Source organism: Vibrio makurazakiensis (genome assembly GCF_050337375.1).
GTDB classification, from domain to species: Bacteria; Pseudomonadota; Gammaproteobacteria; order Enterobacterales; family Vibrionaceae; genus Vibrio; species Vibrio makurazakiensis.
In genome coordinates this window covers 19,009-38,066 of sequence record NZ_JAKJSW010000002.1, presented here as the reverse complement: position 1 = coordinate 38,066, position 19,058 = coordinate 19,009, and the positions used below count along the sequence as shown (strand labels likewise).

Below are 19,058 nucleotides of genomic sequence, written 5' to 3'. Positions count from 1 at the left end.
ATCGTATATTGGATTAATCTTCTTAAATTGGGCGAACGCTATCACGATCGAGCTCAGCTGCAAATCGTCGCTCAATAAATTGAACATTCGTATCATTTTCTAAGCTTGAAAATGCGTGCGTCAACTTTTCTTGGTAGAGCTTATCTCTTAACTCCAGTGGGGTTTCCCCACCTTCACCGATATCAACACTTAAGTGACACTCCTCACCAAGCACTATATTTAAGGCTTGTAACAGTTCACTTTGAGCGCGGTCAGTATTCAGATGCGCCTGGCTAGCACGTAAAGTTAGGGATATTGAAGCTCCGTCCTTTTTAAAGACAGAGTTTAACGCTAATTGTTCCACTAGCTTTGCCGTTTCTAGCTTGTGAATCGTTGATGTCCACTGATCTTGTGCAATCGACTCTTGTAATAGCTTCTCTACCATTTCCGGCGTTTTAATATGCTCAAGCGCTTTCTTGATCTGAGTTGGGCTTAATTTGGTCGTTTTCTCTTTCACCTCTGGCTTAGAAGGCTTCCAACGATAAGATTCGTTTTCTGGCGCTTCTTCCTTCGGAGCTTGAGAAGTCGGCGACACCCACTCAGAACTACCATGTTGCTGGGCAACACGCTCTAGAACTGATGATTTAGTCGGTGCCGCTTTAGCCTTTTTTGGCGCAGAACCCGTTGAGCCTTTATCGGCATTAGACTGCCCCCCACGACGCTGAGAACGCAACTGGTGACGCAACCCACTTACAGGGTTAGACGCAACTGCAGGAGCCGCTGGTGGAGCGCTAGGCGGATTGCTAGGTGACTCAGGCTGCTGACCTTGTGCCTGATAACTCTCTTGTGGGTTATTAAGCGCATAACTTGGGCGTTCATCGTACATTGGCGCGGAATCGTACTGTTCAGGAACATATTCCGGTTCATTGTACGACGGTGGAGCCATTGTCGGTTGTTGATGCTGAGGTTGTGGTACCTGCTGGTATTGCGCTTGCTGAACAGGTTGCTGAGGACGCTGATTCTGTACTGGTGCAGTCGATGGCTGAGCCGTGGATTGCGCCTGTGCAGGCCTTTGAACGGGTGCACTCACTTCTGGCGTACTTATTGGCGCTGCAGCATCAGTGCTAATAGCACTCGGCTGAACTTGCGTTGCAGGGCGGAAAGCCAACATACGCAGCACGACCATTTCAACACCCACTTTAGCAGCGGGTGATAACGGTAAGTCTTGACGACCTTTCAATACAATTTGGTAGTAAAGCTGAATATCTTGCGGTGATAGTGCCTGACTGAGTAACTCTATTTTCTCAGCATCCGGCTGTGCTTTATCTAAACTAGCAGGCAAGGCTTGATACATCGCAAGACGATGTAACTGAGTAGCAAGCTGGCTTAGTAAGCCATCCCATTCAATGCCGTTTTCTGCAAGCTTTTGAATCGCATCCATCGCAACTTGTGGTTGCTTCTGGCTAATCGCTTCAAGCAAGTGAATAGCTTGGTCTGTATCTAGCGTACCCAGCATATGGGCAACAAGCTCAGTGGCTATAGTACCATTACCTAATGCAATCGCTTGATCCGTCAGACTCAGCGCATCACGCATACTGCCATCAGCGGCGTGAGAGATCATGCCTAAAGCTCTTGGCTCTGACTTAACCTGTTCCTGCTCTAGAATCGTATCCAACTGCTCATGAATGTTATCTACGCTAATTGGCTTAAGATGGAACTGTAAGCAACGCGACAGGATGGTAACAGGGAGCTTTTGAGGATCGGTAGTCGCAAGCAAAAACTTCACATATTCAGGCGGCTCTTCAAGCGTTTTAAGCAATGCATTGAAACTGTGTCTAGACAGCATGTGGACTTCATCAATAAGGTAAACCTTAAAGCGGCCACGTGCAGGTTTGTATTGAACGTTATCTAGGAGCTCACGTGTGTCTTCGACTTTTGTGCGTGACGCTGCATCGATCTCTAAAAGATCGACAAAACGTCCCTCATCAATTTCTTTACAAGTTGAACATTCACCACAAGGTGTAGAGGTGATCCCCGTTTCGCAGTTCAAACCTTTTGCAAACAAACGACCTATCGTTGTTTTGCCCACACCACGCGTCCCGCTGAACAAGTAAGCATGATGCAAACGGTTCTGGCTTAACGCATTTTCTAGTGCGGTTAATACATGGGCTTGACCAACTACTTCATTAAATTTAGTTGGTCGCCATTTTCGCGCTAACGCAAGATAACTCATGAATATTTCCGAAAGGATTAATGACCGTCAAATTCGCAGATGCTGAACACTTCAAGGCCAAGACCTTCTAAACGCTTATCACCACCGATTTCTGGTAGGTTGATGACGAATGCAGCATGATCAACATTACCGCCTAATTGACGAATTAGTTTGGTTGTCGCTTCAATCGTACCGCCAGTTGCTAGCAGATCATCGACCATAAGTACTTTATCGCCTTCAACAATTGCGTCGGTATGAATTTCCAACGTATCAGTGCCGTATTCTAAGTCATACGTTTGAGCGATTGTTTTACGTGGTAACTTGCCTGGCTTGCGCACTGGAATAAAGCCAACACCAAGCTCAAGAGCTAAAGGAGCTCCGAATAAAAACCCGCGAGCTTCAGTACCAACAATTTTGGTGAAACCCATATCTTTGTATTGTTCTACTAATACTTGGATAGTCGCTTTGTACGCGGCAGCGTCTTCCATAAGGCTAGTCACATCACGGAATAAAATACCTGCTTTTGGGTAATCAGGAATACTTTTGATGCTTGCTTTGATCTGGGAAATAGTTGCTGTAGTCATAATACCGTTACTTAATTGGTAGCTTACCCTGATTAGTTATGATTATTCGTAGGGGAAATAGCTAATGAACGTCAGTTGCATAGGTATAAAGGCCAATGCTGCTGAAAAATTAAACGCCCACTTCAAAAGCAGGCACACTTCTACCAATGTTAGTGATTTTCTTCGCCGTCAGCAACTAACTCATGCGTTGGTAAACGAAGAAACCAAGATAATAAAATAACTAAAACTAAGATTAAGAACCCTTTAACCCAAGGGACTGGCGCAAAATAAATTGAAAATGAAAAACTGAGCAGGATAAAAAACAGACCTCGATTTTTTACTTGTTTTGTGACCGCACCGTTTTCATACCAATTGGTAAGCAACGGACCTAATCTAGGATGCTCATGCATCCAGCGATAAAACCTTGGGCTGCTGYGCATAAAGCAGGCACTGGCAAGAAGTAAAAAAGGAGTTGTTGGGAGGAGAGGTAAGATAATGCCTAGAAAAGCGAGAACTAAACTAAGGCCACCAACAAAATTCAGACTAAGTTGACGAATACTGATAGTAGCCTCCAGCTGTTTTTAAAAGGTTGCATACCCATTAAGCACACGAATCACTGTCAATGTTGCGGGTAGCAGCGGTACAGCTAATAATACGCCAATAAAACCAAGTAGGTAAAAGATATTGAATGGGTCTTTGAAATCTTTGCTATCAGACATTTGCTCGTTCTCATTATAGGTAGTTTGATTTGTGGCTACCTACTACAGTTCGTTACAAAAACGTAAAAATAGTGGTATAGCAACCAATACTGGCAACTATACCCTACCGAACGATTAACAAAAACCGATGAAAAATAAGGTTAATTGGTTGAGCCTTGATGTATATCAAGGCTAAAACTTGATGCACCTAGACAGCTTAGTGTCATCTGACAGCCAGAACGAACATCCAAATTTTGAGTGATAAAGTTCTTTATACAATTGTTCCCCAATTGCTCACCCGCTGCGATATGCTTATTGATGTAACCGTTAGACCACTGCCCGTCTAATCCTGCAGGCAAAATAGATAGTGTTCCCTCAGATAGGTCTGCCACCCCAAAGAGCGCATTCACCGGTGCCGCGCACTTGGAGCAATTGATTCCTTTCTCTAGAATTTCAGCCATATCTTTCAAGTCTGCGCTGTAGCTTTTCAAGTTCCGTAAATAATCGTGGAATAAAGCGCGCACTAGCAGAGTTGTCGCAACGCCTCCACCATCTGTTGACGACGAATCAACAAGATAAAAAGCAAACTGCCCGTTCATTAGCCATGCGTAGTCAAAAACTAGCGGCATTACTTCGATAGATTGCAATAGACGATAAGAACAGCGCCAACTTCCCTGCGACGTATCTTTGTCTGGCAGAAGTGCGTGGAGTAAGTCTCGGGCTGCGCTTGGATTTTCTTGAAGATAACTAAGGTGCCAATGTAGCTCCTGATCTTCTTCTATATCTCCTCCTCCATCAACGCAGAACCATTGGCTAGCAAAGTCACGCTGATCCGACAAATGGTCGAAAGAGTCTTTAAGGGTATTTTCGATAGCACTGCCCAAATGAGCATGGTTTTCTATCGGTTTTGGCAGAAAATCCTTAATACCAAACCGTAGCGCTTTTGCGACATCAGACATTTCGTCAGTCGCCGACACGACAATCAAAGGTAAAGAGGGATACTCTAAGCTAATTTCTTCCACCAATTCGATTCCGTCTAAAACTGGCATAGATAAATCACAAAGCACTAAATCAGGCTCTGCTGTACGCAGTTTCCGCAAAGCATCTAAACCATCTTCAGCTTCAATGACGTCATAACCTTGAGCATCTAAATAAGCTCCGGTAATTCGACGAAAAATAGGGTCATCATCGACCAGCATGATCAATTTCTGATTAAGTAACTCTTGAGCCGAGGTTGTTACTGGCTGACTGTGAGTTTTGTACATAAGCTAGCGCCTCACAAAGCATTGAGTAAATTTTTATTATTATCAATTTAAAGACATTAATATAAAACTTAGTAATAAAATGCTATTTATACAAATGATGCGGTTGTTAATAGCATTTCGTACTAGATGTAGGATATGTGTAAATAATGCAACATGTTGATGTGACGCAAGCTTTGATCGCAGAGTTACGTTTAAATTAACTTAATTAGTAAACAAATGTGTCCAGAACTATGAAATTAGATGATTTGAACCTGTTTCGACTGGTTGTTGAAAATGGAAGCTACACTGCAACTTCACGAAAAACTATGATCCCTGTTGCAACCATAACCAGACGTATACAAGCCTTAGAGGAATCTTTAAACCTAAGGTTGTTGAATCGTCACGCTCGTAAACTTTCTCTTACAGAAGCTGGTGAACGTTTTTTTAATGAATGTTCCCCTTTATTGCAGCGTCTCGCTAGCACAGCTGAAGAGTTAACAGATGAGTGTAAAGGAGCTTCAGGGAAGATAAAAATATCGGCACCTTCCAATCTCACAAAACGTATGATGATGCCGATGTTTAGCGAGTTCATGAAGCTATATCCCGATATTAATATCGAACTAGCTCTGAACAACCAAGATGATCAACTTGATCCAACCGAGTGGGACGTGATCTTCCGCGTAGGCCCACAACGAGACTCCAGTTTGATCGCAAGAAAGATCAGTGGAGTTAAAGATATCTTAGTGGCAAGTCCTGATTACTTAGCCGCGCACCCAGCACCTCGTCATGCAGAGGAACTAACCAACCATCATCTATTGAAAGGGGCGCCTTTAATAAAGTGGCAACTCACGAATTCAAACGACGAGTCTGTCGTCAATTCAGAGAAAGGACGCCTAAATGCCAATGCTCTGAATGTTGTTAGAGAGGCCTGTTCAGAAGGGTTAGGAATTACCCTTATGCCAGATGTCATGATCCGTGAATACATTGAGAATGGCAGCCTCGTTCAGGTGCTAGAGGATTGGAGTGCTAACCCTCGCGATATTTATATGCTTTATAACCACAAGGACCACTTGCCAGAAAAAGTCCGACTATTTATCGACTTCATTATCGCGTGTCATATCCATTGATTCACACATGCTAAGTCATAACAATTTAAAATGTTAAAAAGACTGAACGCGCTCATATGAATTAAGTAAGCAGAACCTTTTCTACAGTTCAGCCACGTAGAAACAAAAAACCAGAGCCTAAGCTCTGGTTTTATTTTATCTACAAGCAAAAAGTAGCAAGTAACTCATTGACGAAGTGCTTATGCACCTTCGTTATGAAGTTCTAGGTTCGCTAAGTCTTGCGCAATTTCACGTTCCGTTTTTGAATCGTCATTACGTAACGAGTCAAGGAAGTCTAAGTAAGCTTGGTCGATATCCCCAGTCACATACTCACCGTTAAATACCGAAGTATCAAAACGAGAGATGTCTTGGTTTCCCATACCAACAGCAGAGATTAAGTCAGGCAGAGTTTGGAAAATCAAAGCGTCTGCGCCAATCTGCTTACAAATTGTTTCGTTATCACGGCCATGAGCAATCAGCTCCGTCGCACTTGGCATATCGATACCGTAAACATTAGGGAAGCGAACTTCTGGAGCTGCTGAAACCATGAATACTTTATTTGCACCAGAGTCACGAGCCATTTCAATGATCTGTTCTGATGTAGTACCGCGTACAATAGAGTCATCAACGAGTAGTACATTCTTACCTTTAAACTCAGAGCGAATAGCGTTGAGCTTACGGCGAACCGACTTCTTACGCTGTTGCTGACCAGGCATAATAAAAGTACGACCAACATAACGGTTTTTCACGAAGCCTTGACGGTATGGCTTGTCGATCGCTTGAGCGATTCGCAATGCAATATCATTAGATGTTTCTGGAATAGGGATAACAACATCAATGTCTAAGTCGGCGTACTCTTCTTTGATTCGCTTACCTAGCATTTCACCCATCTCAACGCGTGCGCTGTAAACTGAGATTTTATCGATGAATGAATCTGGACGAGCAAAGTAAACAAATTCAAAAATACATGGGTTTAGCTGTGGGTTATCTGCACATTGTTTAGTGAATAGCTCACCATCGAATGTAGCGTAAATAGCTTCACCAGGAGCAACGTCACGCATAAAGTCAAAACCAACAGCGTCTAGTGCTACAGATTCAGACGCAACCATGTACTCAGTACGACCGTTAACTTCACGTTTACCAAGACACAGTGGACGAATACCATGTGGGTCACGAAATGCAATCATGCCGTGTCCGATGATCATTGCCGTCACTGCATAAGCACCACGGATGGTACGGTGAACATTTGCAACAGCGCGGAAAACATCTGCAGACGTTACATTACCTTTAACAGTATCGATTTCGTGCGCTAGTACGTTAAGTAGAACTTCAGAATCCGAAGTTGTGTTGACATGACGGCGGTCTTTTTCAAACAACTTTTCACGAACTTCGCTCGCGTTAGTCAAGTTACCGTTATGTGCTAGTGTGATACCAAATGGAGAGTTCACGTAAAATGGTTGAGCTTCAGAAGCGCTTGAACTGCCTGCTGTTGGGTAACGAACATGGCCGATACCAACGTTGCCTTGTAGGCGTTGCATGTGCTTTGCTTCAAAAACGTCTTTTACTAAACCGTTTGCTTTACGCAGACGGAAACGATTGCTTTCTATGGTACAAATACCCGCGGCATCTTGGCCACGATGCTGTAATACCGTTAATGCGTCATAAATAGACTGGTTTACAGGTGTTGAACCCACGATTCCAACAATACCACACATGTCCTAACCCTCAATTTTCGACAGTAACTGGCGCTATATTGCGCCAGATAAGAAACTAGATGTTGCTTGTAAATGCTCGAAGAACGGCGCAATGATTCGGCTGAATTCAGGAACCAACTGCGAGCTCTTCCACCATTCTGAACTTGGGAATGCAGTAAATGCATCCATAAAAAACAGTACTGCAGAGACAATTAGAACGCCACGTAAGCCGCCGAATACGACCCCTAAAATTCTATCTGTACCTGATAGCCCTGTTTTTTGCACAAGCTGACCGATAACGTAATTAATTAACGCACCGACAACCAGTGTTGCAACGAATAAGGCTGCAATTGCGGCGCCGTTACGAAACATATCATCTTCGATATTGGTAAAGTACACCGCTAATTTAGCGTAGTACTGACTGGCAATAAAAAATGCCCCAAACCAAATAACTAACGACAATGCTTCTTTAGCAAAACCGCGGACTAGACTGATCACAGCAGAGAAGCCGATCACGCCTAAAATTACAAAATCTAACCAATTCATGAATTCTTCATCTTTAGTTGGCGCGCATTTTAACAGAAAAAATGCTGACGCAAACGTTTTCTTATGGGTTTAGTGGTTTAAATTTGAGCAATTGACCTTTTGAACCGGTAATTTTTTCTAATTCCTTAATTTGTCGCTCGAGTTTAGATTTAGAAATATCCGGCCCAATAATTACTCTAGTAAAAGACTTTTCTTGCTTTGTATGAGCTTGGAATCCACGCTGTTGTAAATCCTTAACTACATTCTTAGCATTATCAGCATTTTTCAAAGCCATCAATTGAATGATCCAAGCGCTATCTTGATACAGATTTTTTTCTTCTACTTCCTTAATAACAACCTTTACTGAGTCACTATCATTTTTCTTACTTTCATTCACGACAATAGCATCATTATCGATCGTCTGTTCAACTGGTGATTCAGGTAAAGCGATATCATCTTCTATCGGCTCTAAAACCTCGAAGACCTCAACCTCACTTTCCAACTCAGGCTTGATTGGAATGCTGGCAAACTCTTCCTTGTAATGGAGCTTCTTGCCATCTAACACATCGGGGAGAACAATAACGCCTACCGATACTAAAATGATGGTTCCGACGAGTCGGCTTTGAAATTTACTTGCCATCTATTTTCCTTTTTCTTCCCAATAGTTGAGCACTTCCCCTACTGTATGGAAAGAACCTACGACTAGGATGACATCTTGAGAGTTTGCTTTAGAAATTGCAGCTTCAAATGCTTCAACAGGGCTATTATATGCTTGTGGTTCATTAGGTAGACACTTCACAAGCTCGCTAGCTGACGCTGCTCGTGGCCCTTGTAATGACGCTGGATAATAGAAAGAAGCGATAGGTGCCAATACATCTAGTGTTGTTGGTATATCTTTGTCATGCAGCATAGCCACAACCATGTGAATAGTCTTATCTGCAAATTTAGTTTTGACTTGGTTAACCAAATATTCCGCAGAATGTGGGTTATGTGCCACATCGAGGATCACAATCGGCTCATCACTGACTTTTTGCATACGCCCCGGCAGTTGAGCACTCTTCAATCCATTAACGATATTAACATCACTGATATATAATTCAGACGTACCGAGTGCCATTAACGCCGTAGCAGCATTAGGAAGCGGTAAGTTAGGTATAGGAAGCTCAAGAAGTTGGAAAGCACCACTGTGCCACTCCCAAGAAACCTCATTCAATTTGTATGTATATTGAATACCCACCTGGTAGAACTCGGCCTTGATATCGTCAGCGTGCGCAGCAACCGTTGCAGGAGGCTTAGGCTGTCCACAAATAGCTGGTTTGCCAGCACGGTAGATACCTGCCTTTTCAAAACCAATGACATTGATGTCATCACCAAGCCAATCTACATGGTCGACAGCAAGGCTCGTGATTACAGAAATATCATGATCGACAATATTAGTCGCGTCTAACCGACCGCCTAGGCCAACTTCAAGCAATACCACATCAACTTGCTCAATTTTAAAAGCACAAAGTGCTGCTAGCGTACCGTACTCAAAAAAGCTCAGGCTAATATCACCACGTTCTTTTTCTATAAAGTCGAATGACTGAACCAGCTTTTCATCAGACAGATCTTGGCCGTTGATACGGACACGTTCGTTATAACGAATTAAGTGGGGAGAACTGTATACGCCAACTGAATAGCCAGCATCTAAAAGAATAGCTTCCATCAAAGCACACGTAGAACCCTTGCCATTGGTTCCAGCGACAGTAATAACGTGCTTAGCAGGCTTGGTGAGATTTGCTTTTGAAGCAACGGCTTGAACTCGTTCTAAGCCTAGGTCAATAGCACTTGTATGGATGTTTGATAAATAATCAAGCCACATCTCCAAAGAGGATGTGGCTTGAGGAATAGGTTGTTGACTCATCTAACTCATAACCATAATTAAGTAGGTTTGTTAGATGGTACTTTACCCTTTTTCTGGCGCTTCTGGTACTTCATAAGTAGCTTCATTCGGTGAATCGTTCACAGAAACTACTAATGGGGAAGGCTGATTGGTCATTTTTGCAACTAGGCTTGCTACACGTTGACGCATTTCACGACGGTCTACGATCATATCAATCGCACCATGCTCAAGCAGGAACTCACTACGCTGGAAACCTTCTGGCAAGTCTTCACGTACAGTTTGCTCGATAACACGACGACCAGCAAAACCGATTAGCGCTTTAGGCTCACCGATATTTACATCGCCTAGCATTGCTAAACTTGCAGATACGCCGCCCATTGTTGGGTCTGTCATTACAGAAATGAACGGTANACCTTTAGCAGACAAACGCTCTAGCGCTGCACTGGTTTTTGCCATTTGCATTAGAGACATTAGAGCCTCTTGCATACGAGCACCACCACTTGCAGAGAAACATACTAAACCGCAGTTGTTTTCGATTGCCGCATCAACAGCTTTCACAAAACGAGCACCAACAACAGAACCCATTGAGCCGCCCATGAAAGAGAACTCAAAAGCACACGCAACGATAGGTAAACCTAGTAGTTCACCTTTCATTGCGACTAGCGCATCAGTTTCGCCGCTGTTTTTTTGCGCCACAGAAATTCGCTCTTTGTAACGCTTAGAATCTTTAAACTTCAGTTTATCTTGTGGTTCAAATTCAGAACCCAATTCAACGCGCTCACTTTTGTCTAGGAACGTTTCTAGACGACGACGAGCTTTCATACGCATGTGATGGTCACATTTTGGACATACTTCTAGGTTACGCTCTAGTTCAGCATGGTAAAGAACCTGCTCACAAGAAGTACATTTAGTCCAAACACCTTCTGGGATAGATGCTTTGCGTGATGTTACGATGTTGCTTTTTTCTAAAATCTTTTCAAGCCAACTCATGGAAGACCTTTCTCTATAGCTCTTACGCAAAATTGCGAAAGATAAAATTTGGATTTATGCGTCAGGATTAAACCACATAAAACAGCGAGTGTAGATAAAAAACTGGTTGTACCTATTTTCTGACCCTATATTACTTGGCTAATCGCCAAGTTTTTTGAACCTAAGTCTCACATTTAGCTCAAATTATCAGGCAGGAATAATGGGCCGATAGGTTCGCGTGGTAGCTCAAAACTTTCAGGATAATCGACATCAACTAGGTACAATCCTTCCGCTTTTGCCGTTGCACCTGCTAATTTTCGGTCTTTAGCCTCTAGGAGCCACTTTATCCAACTAGGATCCTGCTCACCCTTACCAACCGCTATCAAGCTGCCAGTAATATTACGTACCATATGGTGAACGAATGCATTCGCTTTAATATCAATTACAATGTAATGACCATGACGAGTCACATTTAGGTGGATCATATTACGCCAAGGGCTACGTGACTGGCAGTGCATAGCTCTAAAAGAAGTAAAATCATTTTCACCTAAAAGGTACTGCCCTGCTTCGTGCATTTTCTTTTCATCTAGGTCACCATGATAATGGCTCACGCCTGAATTTAAGATACCTGGGCGTAATGCATGATTAAAAATCACATAGCGATAACGGCGTGCGGTGGCAGTAAAGCGTGCATGAAACTCTTCAGGCACCTCTTTAGCCCATCTAACCGCAATATCTTTGGGCATATTAGCGTTTGCGCCCATCGTCCATGCCACCATCTTTCTAGTAACATTTGTTTCAAAGTGAACGACCTGACCTGTGCCATGAACACCAGAATCAGTACGACCGGCACACTGAACTTCTACAGGGTGATTAGCAACAACTGAAAGAGCCTTTTCCAATTCCTCTTGGACACTTTTTACATCACGTTGGCGCTGCCAACCATAATAGTGGGTACCGTTATATTCAATACCTAAAGCAATTCTCATGTTTCTGTTCTCTTTGAAAATGGGGAAAGAAGTATATACTCAAACGCCTTTACTGAGCCAGCAGCCAGTAAAAATAAAGGGTAGCTCACGCTACCCTTTTTGTTTTTCAGATGGTTTATCGACCGTTTAACGTATCAATCAGATTTTTAGCTTCCCGGCGTATTTCATCTCCGCCATCTACAATGGCTTCTTCAAGTAACTTAATCGCACCTTGTGGGTCGCTCATTTCGATGTAAATCTTCGCTAGATCCAATTTACCTGCGGCTTCTGCGTTACTGTCGACATCGACTTCACCAATATCACCGATAACATCAGGGAATTCATTCAACCCAACATCCAGTTTTAACTCTTCTTCATCAGGGCTAACTTGTTCACCTTCGCCATCAACTTGAGCCATTAACTCATCAATGGTCATAAACTGATTTGTCTTGGAACTTGGCTCAGTTAAATCATCTTGATTGCCCCAGTTTTCTTCCTGAATTTCTGGTTCAACCTGCTGTTTAACTGAGTCCCATACAGCTTGCTCTTCAGGGGGGAAATCGCTCGGAAGATCAGATTGTTGCTCTGGAGATAAACTAAAACCGTTCCAGTCTTCACCACCAACTTCAAGCATGGCTTCAATATTAAGTCCAGCGCTATCAATAGATGTTGCATCAAGCGGTTGGCTAAACATGGAATCAACACTATCTTGAACGTCTTCTGATAATAATTCAGCCAATGCAGACTCATCGAAGTCACCAAACTCATCAGACTCTGTTAGTTCGACTAAATCGTCGGTACTAGCGAACAAATCATGAAGAGCATCTTGGTCAGATAAATCATTCTCAACATTTACCGCTGTTTCCGGCTGAGGAGTCGACTCAGAAAAAGCATCCGCTAAGGCATCATCTTCGTTATATTCTGGGAGCYCACTTTCATCAAACTCAGCACTTGGTTCTTGCGGAATTGGCTCATGTGCTTCTTCAAGGTTGTCGAATTGAGCAGCATCTGCAATAGCATCTTCTTCGTTATATTCAGGTAACTCAAAGTCATTCAATGCTTCTTGAGCATGCTCATCAGGTAAGTCTTGTTCAAGCGAGTCATGATCGGCTTCACTAGTCACATCTGCCAGTGCATCTTCTTCGTTGAATTCAGGAAGCTCTAAATCATCAATTGCTAATTCGTCAGATTCAGCTTCTACACTTGGCTCTGGCTGCTCTGTAGGAATGTCTGGTGCAGGTTCCATTGCTGGTTCTTCAACAACTTCAGGCTCAAGGTCAAACTCTGCCAGTGCATCTTCTTCGTTGAACTCTGGAAGNTCTAAATCATCAATCGCYAANTCGTCAGATTCAGCTTCTGCACTTGGTTCNGGCTGYTCTNCAGGARCTTCTGGTGCAGGCTCCATTGCTGGTTCTTCAGCAACTTCAGGCTCAANGTCAAACTCCGCGAGTGCATCTTCTTCGTTGARCTCTGGAAGTTCTAAGTCATCAATCGCCAATTCGTCAGATTCAGCTYCTGCRCTTGGTTCTGGCTGTTCTGCAGGAACTTCTGGTGCAGGCTCCATTGCTGGTTCTTCAGCAACTTCAGGTTCAAGGTCAAACTCCGCCAGTGCATCTTCTTCGTTGAACTCTGGAAGTTCTAAGTCATCAATCGCCAACTCGTCAGACTCAGCTTCTTCGCTTGGTTCTGGCTGTTCAGTAGGAGCTTCTGGTGCAGGCTCCATTGCAGGTTCGTCTGCAACTTCTAACTCATCATCTATCAGCCAGTCATCATCCTGAGGAACCCCAAATTCATTTGGAATCGACTCTGGCATATTTTCAGCCGGAGCGGACGGTTCTGGTTCTGGTTCTGGTTCTGGTTCTGGATTAACTAGTGGAGCAGGTTCTTCTGGCAACACTTCAGGTTCAGAAGGAGCAGCTTCTGCCTCTTCAGCATGGTCAGGCGGAGTAAGGTCCGCATTTTCAGGTGAAGTAACAGGCTCTGCAGAATCTTCTTCAAATTCCAGTCCTTCGCTGCCTTGTAGTTCTGGTGTGAAGTCAAAATCGGTAGTGAAATCACTCGAAGACTCGACGTCATCAATAGCCTCAGACAGCCAGTCTTCAACCAATTCTTCTTCAGGGTCACTTAGACTCTGTTCATCTAATGTCCCAACCTCAGCATCTTCAAATTCAGGAGACTCCACTTCAGTGGCAGGCGGCACGATATTTTCTGGTTGTACGGGTTCAGAACCGCTACTCGATGGTTCTGCAGATTCGATAGGAGCTGAAGCTTCTGGTTGAACTTCATTCTCAACACTATCTTCCAAACCAAGAACATCATCCAACAGCGCATCCGTTTCTGGTGCTGCGTCAAAGAGATCATCAATGAAGTCTTCGCTATTGAACTCTTCTTCTACAGATGGCTCAACAACCTCACTTTCAGGCTTAGGCGCTTCCGTTTGCTCTATCGTTGGTGACTGCTCTTCAGCATCCACACCCAAGCCAAGATCTTGTACCTGTTCAGGGGATTGTTCTAACTCTGCGCTTTCAACTTCTTTCTCTGGCGCAAGCTCTTCTGTTTCTGAAATTAAAGCATCAATGTCTAAGTCTGATGTATCTGAGACTTCGCTTTCTAATGCTGAAGCAAACTCAGATTCAAAATCACTGCTTTCATCTATGCCTTCAGTTAACAAGTCGTCGAATGGGTCTAGGCTTTCACTGCTATCAAGCTCTACTTCATTCGCAGRGTCCCCGGCCAATAATTCATCCAAAGTTTCATCATTGTCTAAAGAAATATCGAGTTCGTTTACACTGCTTTCTTCCGCTTCATCTTGTAATAACTCATCAAGCAGGTCTGTACTACTATCATCTAACTCAAAGGTTTCTTTGTCATCGTTACCAAATAGATCTTCAAGAGTCTCGGTACTATCTTCATCAAGCTCTAAGCTTTCATCGGTCGGCAAGCCTGCAAGCTCTTCGAGCTCAGCAAGAGGGTCAAATTCATCTTCTTCAGATAACGATTCAGACTCGTTCATTACGTCTTCAAGTAAGTCTGTTGACTCCGCTAGATCAATTACGTCATCTTCGAGTAATTCATCTAATAAATCTGTACTCTCGGCCCCAACACTTGGTTCAGCCTCATCAACGTAATCAACCGCTTCTTCGTCAGAGTCGTTTTCAAACTGAGAAAGAATATCGTCAATATCACCGTCTGAAGCCATTCCCGAATCAAAAGATTCGTCACTCAAATCGAACTCTGATTCATCGACATCACTTGGCTTAGAGGACGGCTCCGGTTCTTGTTGATCCGAAATCAGCGCATCTATATCAAATTCATCGTCACTGTCACCATCATCGGCAGCCGACAGTAAGTCGTCCAAGAATGACTGATCAAGCGCGTCTGCCCCTAGGTCTTCCGCCGGGCTATCTTCTGAAAGTAATGCTTCAATATCTTCTGACGACATTGCGCTATCATCGGATAAGTCAAATTCACTCTCTGCCGAATCGTCACTATCACCAACAGACTCATCGAGTGCGCGTTCCATCTCTTCTAGACCTAACGCTTTGTCATCACCATTAACACTAATACCAGTAGCGCTATCTAAATCGTCAAAGCCAGCGTCTAGGTCGCCGTCATCACCAATGCTTGCAAACGGATCGTCACCTTCATCTCCATCTAGGCTGAAGTCTAAGTCATCGTTATCAAGCCCTGCAAAAACGTCGTCTTCTTCAGCAAGAGTATCATCGCCAAATAATGCTTCAGTGTCAGAGTCATCACCAAACAGATCATCGTCTAAAGACAGGTCATCCATGTCGTCCAGATCATCATTAATCGTGATTGGCGGAGCCTCAGCACTCGTATCTTGTACCTGTTGAACAGGCTCTTGCTCTTCTGAATCTTCTTCTTTATTCGATTTACGTCCCAATAGAACAACTACGATCAGAGCAATCAATAGACCAGGAATAATCGCTAGTAATGCGACTAACCAACCATTGGATAAGAATTTATCCAATGCGCTCGGAGCCATTTTTTGCTCTTCAGCTACTTTTTTGCGCTCTTCAGCCAGTAGCTTTTCGACTTCACTGCGAATACGGTCTTCGTCACTCAATTCATCTTTAAGTACATCGACTTCAGACTGGACGTTAGACAACATTAAACGTAATTGATGATTTTTCTCTTCAAGCGCCAGCAGTTCCGTTTCCGAAACTTCCAACTGTTGCTCTAGCGCATTAACACCAGCTGTTGGGTTAGTTTGCACTTTTGGTTGCGTAACAACCGCTGGTTTTGGCTCTTGAGGCTTAACGGTCGGATTCGGAGTTGCCACTCTTGGCTGGGTAGCAGGCACGGGTTGAGATACAACACGNGGTGGTCGCGGAGAAACATTTAGCTTCGCCAAATGAGAATCCATAATAGCTACAGCTTGTTGTGTGGAAGTACTTCTTACTTGAGCTAAAGATGGAACTCTTAGGTTGCTTGAAGGAAGCAAACTATGAATATTCTGGTTTTCAAATGCTTGAGGGTTCAAACGGTATATTGCAAAAAGGGTTTGCTGAACCGATACATTATTTGCCGGACGTAATTTAGAGGCAATTGACCACAACGTTTCGTCCGACCTTGTTGGTCCATAAAAACGTGACGGCTGACTCGTTGAAGATGGTTGGCTTGCTCTTTGAACGGGTTCAGAAAAAGTAGGAGACGTCTGAACTTGACCATTCGGGCCAACAACTCGAATAGTATCTGCTTGAACAATAGAAATCTGAGTCGCGGCTGCTAGTGCTAACGGCATTAACAAACGCTTAAAAATTTGACGCATATAAGGCTCAGCTATGTGCTTGGGAACGAATAAAAATTATGATCTATTAAATATATCGGATAAATGCCGTAAAACTATAGGAGGGAAGACAAAAAATGTGTCACAGCAGCGATAAATACAAAGAACTCTCTTCATATCGCATATCATTCCATCGATATTACGAAAAAGCCCCACTAATTAGTGAGGCCTTACATTTCAAAGCTATGACGGATTAAAAGTAATCACGGATCAGAACTTCGGCAATTTGAACTGCGTTAGTTGCTGCGCCCTTACGAACGTTATCAGCCACAACCCACATGTTGATTCCGCTATGGTGGCTAATATCATTACGAATACGGCCGACCATTACGTGGTCTTTACCACCGGAGTCACGAACTTGAGTTGGGAAATCTAGGTTCTGGAATACTTCAACGCCTTCGGTGTTTTCTAGAAGTTGGATAACTTGATCAGCGCCAATTGGTGAACGAGTTTCAACATGTAGAGATTCTGCGTGACCGTAGAATACAGGAACACGTACACATGTAGGGTTAACTGTAATTGAAGAATCGTTAAAGATTTTTTGAGTTTCCCAAACCATCTTCATTTCTTCGCGAGTGTAGCCGTTCTCTGTAAACTCATCAATTTGAGGAATACAGTTAAACGCGATCTGCTGAGAGAAAGCCGAAGGCTCTGCAGGCATACCATTCAATAGTCTCGCAGTTTGACCCGCTAACTCATCAATGCCGGTTTTACCTGCACCAGACACTGATTGGTACGTCGATACGTTAATACGTTCTAGGCCTACTTCATCATGAATCGGTTTAAGTGCTACAAGCATTTGGATCGTAGAACAGTTTGGGTTCGCAATAATGTTGCGGTTACGAAACTCTGCAATTGCTTCTGGGTTCACTTCAGGCACGACAAGTGGAACATCGTACTCGTAACGGAATCGTGAAGTATTGTCGATAACCACAACACCTTCATCAGCTGCTACTGGAGCCCATTTTTCAGAAAGATCACTACCAGCAGAGAAAAATGCAATATGTACTTGAGACCAATCGAAGTCTTCTACGTTTTGCACTTGAATTGTTTTGCCATTGAAACGAGAAGTTTTACCTTCACTACGTTCACTTGCAAGTAAGTGCATTTCTCCAACAGGGAATTTACGCTCTTTAAGTACTTCAAGGATGGTTTCACCAACCGCACCAGTTGCACCTAAAATAGCAATATTAAATTCTTGGCTCATTGTTTCTCTCTTTTATAAAGTTGGCTTTATCATAAAACCGAGTTTAGCAAGGGGTGCTAAATTGCAGTTTTCATCGCCCGATAACTCGATTGCGCTGTACTCTCTACGGTCCCAATACTCTTTACGCATTTTGTCGAAAGACCCAGGCGTAGCGATATTACGACGGAACAACGCATCGTCTTTGCGCACATCATAAATCAACTGAGTCAAATTGTGCAGTGTTGCTTCATCCCAAGCGCGATCTAATTTCATTGCAGGTACTGGTGCTGTAGGTAATAAGTCACTCGCGTACGCACGTTGGTCATTACCTAAAAACTCACAATAGCTGTTAAAAATCATCGTTGTACCACGAGCTTTACCTTCCAAACCGTAGCCTGCTACATGTGGTGTAGCAAATGCTAATAATGGTAGCAGCTCCATATCCACTTCAGGTTCAAACTCAAATACATCTAATACTGCGATAAAACCATCATTTTTCTGAAGGCGCGCCTTCAGCGCTGTGTTATCAACAATTGGGCCACGCGCTGCATTAATTAGAATTTGATCATGACGTAGGTTATTTAGAACCGTCTCATTAATCAGGTGGTGAGTTGGGTAGTCACCTGTTTTAGTTATAGGTGTATGTAGGGTAATAACATCCGACTGTTCAAGCAGTGTTGAAAGTTCCGTAAATTCACGGGTATCACCTTCTGCTTGCTTCAGTGGATCATTTAAAAGAACTTTAATCCCAATACCCTGTAGGCATTTAGCCAGGTAGCTACCTACTTGGCCACAACCAATAATACCCACCGTTTTATCAAATACAGAAAAACCGTGTTGTTGTGCCAGAACCATCATTGCACTAAACGCATACTCAGCGACACCAACTTTGTTACAGCCTGGTGCAGCAGTGAAAAAGATACCTCGTTCTTTCATGAGTTCTTGGTCGACGTGATCCATACCTGCTGTTGCGGTTCCAACGAATTTAAGTTTGTTGGCCTTGCTAATCAAAGCTTCGTTAACTTTAGTCACTGAGCGAATCATCAGAGCATCTACATCCACTAAATCGTCAGCAGTTAACGTTCGACCAGATTTCATTGTTACGTCACCTAGCTGACTAAACAAATCTTCTGCGTAAGGCATATTTTCATCAATTAAGATTTTCATGTGGCGGGTACTTTCTATAAAGAGTGAATTGAAATGATTGTGCAAAATTACCTAG

General features: G+C 43.3%; 14 protein-coding genes and 2 pseudogenes. 1 reads left to right on the top strand and 15 read right to left on the bottom strand.

Annotated elements, in window-relative coordinates:
• Positions 1–22: 22 nt before the first annotated feature.
• The 5 genes from dnaX to L4C33_RS00280 form a co-directional block, all read right to left on the bottom strand.
• Positions 23–2,212 carry a DNA polymerase III subunit gamma/tau gene (dnaX, locus tag L4C33_RS00300; protein ID WP_428810495.1) on the bottom strand — a complete coding sequence of 730 codons (2,190 nt, stop codon included), beginning with the start codon at positions 2,210–2,212 and terminating at the stop codon, positions 23–25.
• Between the two features lie 17 nt (positions 2,213–2,229).
• Positions 2,230–2,775, bottom strand: a complete 546-nt coding sequence (gene apt / locus L4C33_RS00295; protein ID WP_428810494.1) for an adenine phosphoribosyltransferase — start codon at positions 2,773–2,775, stop codon at positions 2,230–2,232.
• Positions 2,776–2,924: 149 nt separating this feature from the next.
• Positions 2,925–3,329: a YbaN family protein gene (locus L4C33_RS00290; protein ID WP_428810497.1), complete on the bottom strand. Its 405-nt coding sequence runs from the start codon at positions 3,327–3,329 to the stop codon at positions 2,925–2,927.
• Between the two features lie 6 nt (positions 3,330–3,335).
• Positions 3,336–3,473, bottom strand: a complete 138-nt coding sequence (locus tag L4C33_RS00285) for a hypothetical protein (protein WP_167494673.1) — start codon at positions 3,471–3,473, stop codon at positions 3,336–3,338.
• A gap of 140 nt (positions 3,474–3,613) precedes the next feature.
• Positions 3,614–4,717: a response regulator gene (locus L4C33_RS00280; RefSeq protein ID WP_428810493.1), complete on the bottom strand. Its 1,104-nt coding sequence runs from the start codon at positions 4,715–4,717 to the stop codon at positions 3,614–3,616.
• A gap of 230 nt (positions 4,718–4,947) precedes the next feature.
• Between L4C33_RS00280 and L4C33_RS00275 the strand changes: the two genes are divergently transcribed.
• Positions 4,948–5,823 (top strand): LysR family transcriptional regulator, encoded by an 876-nt coding sequence (locus L4C33_RS00275; protein ID WP_428810492.1) that lies wholly within the window; start codon positions 4,948–4,950, stop codon positions 5,821–5,823.
• A gap of 179 nt (positions 5,824–6,002) precedes the next feature.
• On the opposite strand, the gene purF is transcribed toward L4C33_RS00275, so the two are convergent.
• The 10 genes and pseudogenes from purF to L4C33_RS00225 all read right to left on the bottom strand — a co-directional run bounded on the left by purF (position 6,003) and on the right by L4C33_RS00225 (position 19,003).
• Positions 6,003–7,517, bottom strand: a complete 1,515-nt coding sequence (gene purF, locus L4C33_RS00270) for an amidophosphoribosyltransferase (RefSeq protein ID WP_428810491.1) — start codon at positions 7,515–7,517, stop codon at positions 6,003–6,005.
• 33 nt (positions 7,518–7,550) lie between these two features.
• Entirely contained in the window at positions 7,551–8,042 is a 492-nt protein-coding gene (locus L4C33_RS00265; RefSeq protein ID WP_428810490.1) for a CvpA family protein, read from the bottom strand.
• A gap of 61 nt (positions 8,043–8,103) precedes the next feature.
• Positions 8,104–8,391, bottom strand: a pseudogene (locus tag L4C33_RS00260) (SPOR domain-containing protein); the annotation flags it as partial.
• Between the two features lie 47 nt (positions 8,392–8,438).
• A pseudogene (locus L4C33_RS00255) lies at positions 8,439–8,661 on the bottom strand (cell division protein DedD); the annotation flags it as partial.
• On the bottom strand, positions 8,662–9,924 hold the full coding sequence (gene folC, locus L4C33_RS00250; protein ID WP_428810489.1) for a bifunctional tetrahydrofolate synthase/dihydrofolate synthase: 1,263 nt from the start codon (positions 9,922–9,924) through the stop codon (positions 8,662–8,664). It lies immediately after the preceding pseudogene.
• 42 nt (positions 9,925–9,966) lie between these two features.
• Positions 9,967–10,893 carry an acetyl-CoA carboxylase, carboxyltransferase subunit beta gene (gene accD / locus L4C33_RS00245; protein ID WP_428810488.1) on the bottom strand — a complete coding sequence of 309 codons (927 nt, stop codon included), beginning with the start codon at positions 10,891–10,893 and terminating at the stop codon, positions 9,967–9,969.
• A gap of 173 nt (positions 10,894–11,066) precedes the next feature.
• Positions 11,067–11,861 (bottom strand): tRNA pseudouridine(38-40) synthase TruA, encoded by a 795-nt coding sequence (gene truA, locus L4C33_RS00240; RefSeq protein ID WP_428810487.1) that lies wholly within the window; start codon positions 11,859–11,861, stop codon positions 11,067–11,069.
• Between the two features lie 115 nt (positions 11,862–11,976).
• The gene (locus L4C33_RS00235; RefSeq protein WP_428810496.1) at positions 11,977–16,605 is read right to left on the bottom strand and encodes a FimV/HubP family polar landmark protein; all 4,629 of its coding nucleotides are present in this window, start codon (positions 16,603–16,605) and stop codon (positions 11,977–11,979) included.
• A 238-nt stretch (positions 16,606–16,843) separates the two neighbouring features.
• Positions 16,844–17,857 (bottom strand): aspartate-semialdehyde dehydrogenase, encoded by a 1,014-nt coding sequence (locus L4C33_RS00230; protein WP_428810486.1) that lies wholly within the window; start codon positions 17,855–17,857, stop codon positions 16,844–16,846.
• A gap of 12 nt (positions 17,858–17,869) precedes the next feature.
• Positions 17,870–19,003 (bottom strand): 4-phosphoerythronate dehydrogenase, encoded by a 1,134-nt coding sequence (locus L4C33_RS00225; protein ID WP_428810485.1) that lies wholly within the window; start codon positions 19,001–19,003, stop codon positions 17,870–17,872.
• Positions 19,004–19,058 lie beyond the last annotated feature (55 nt).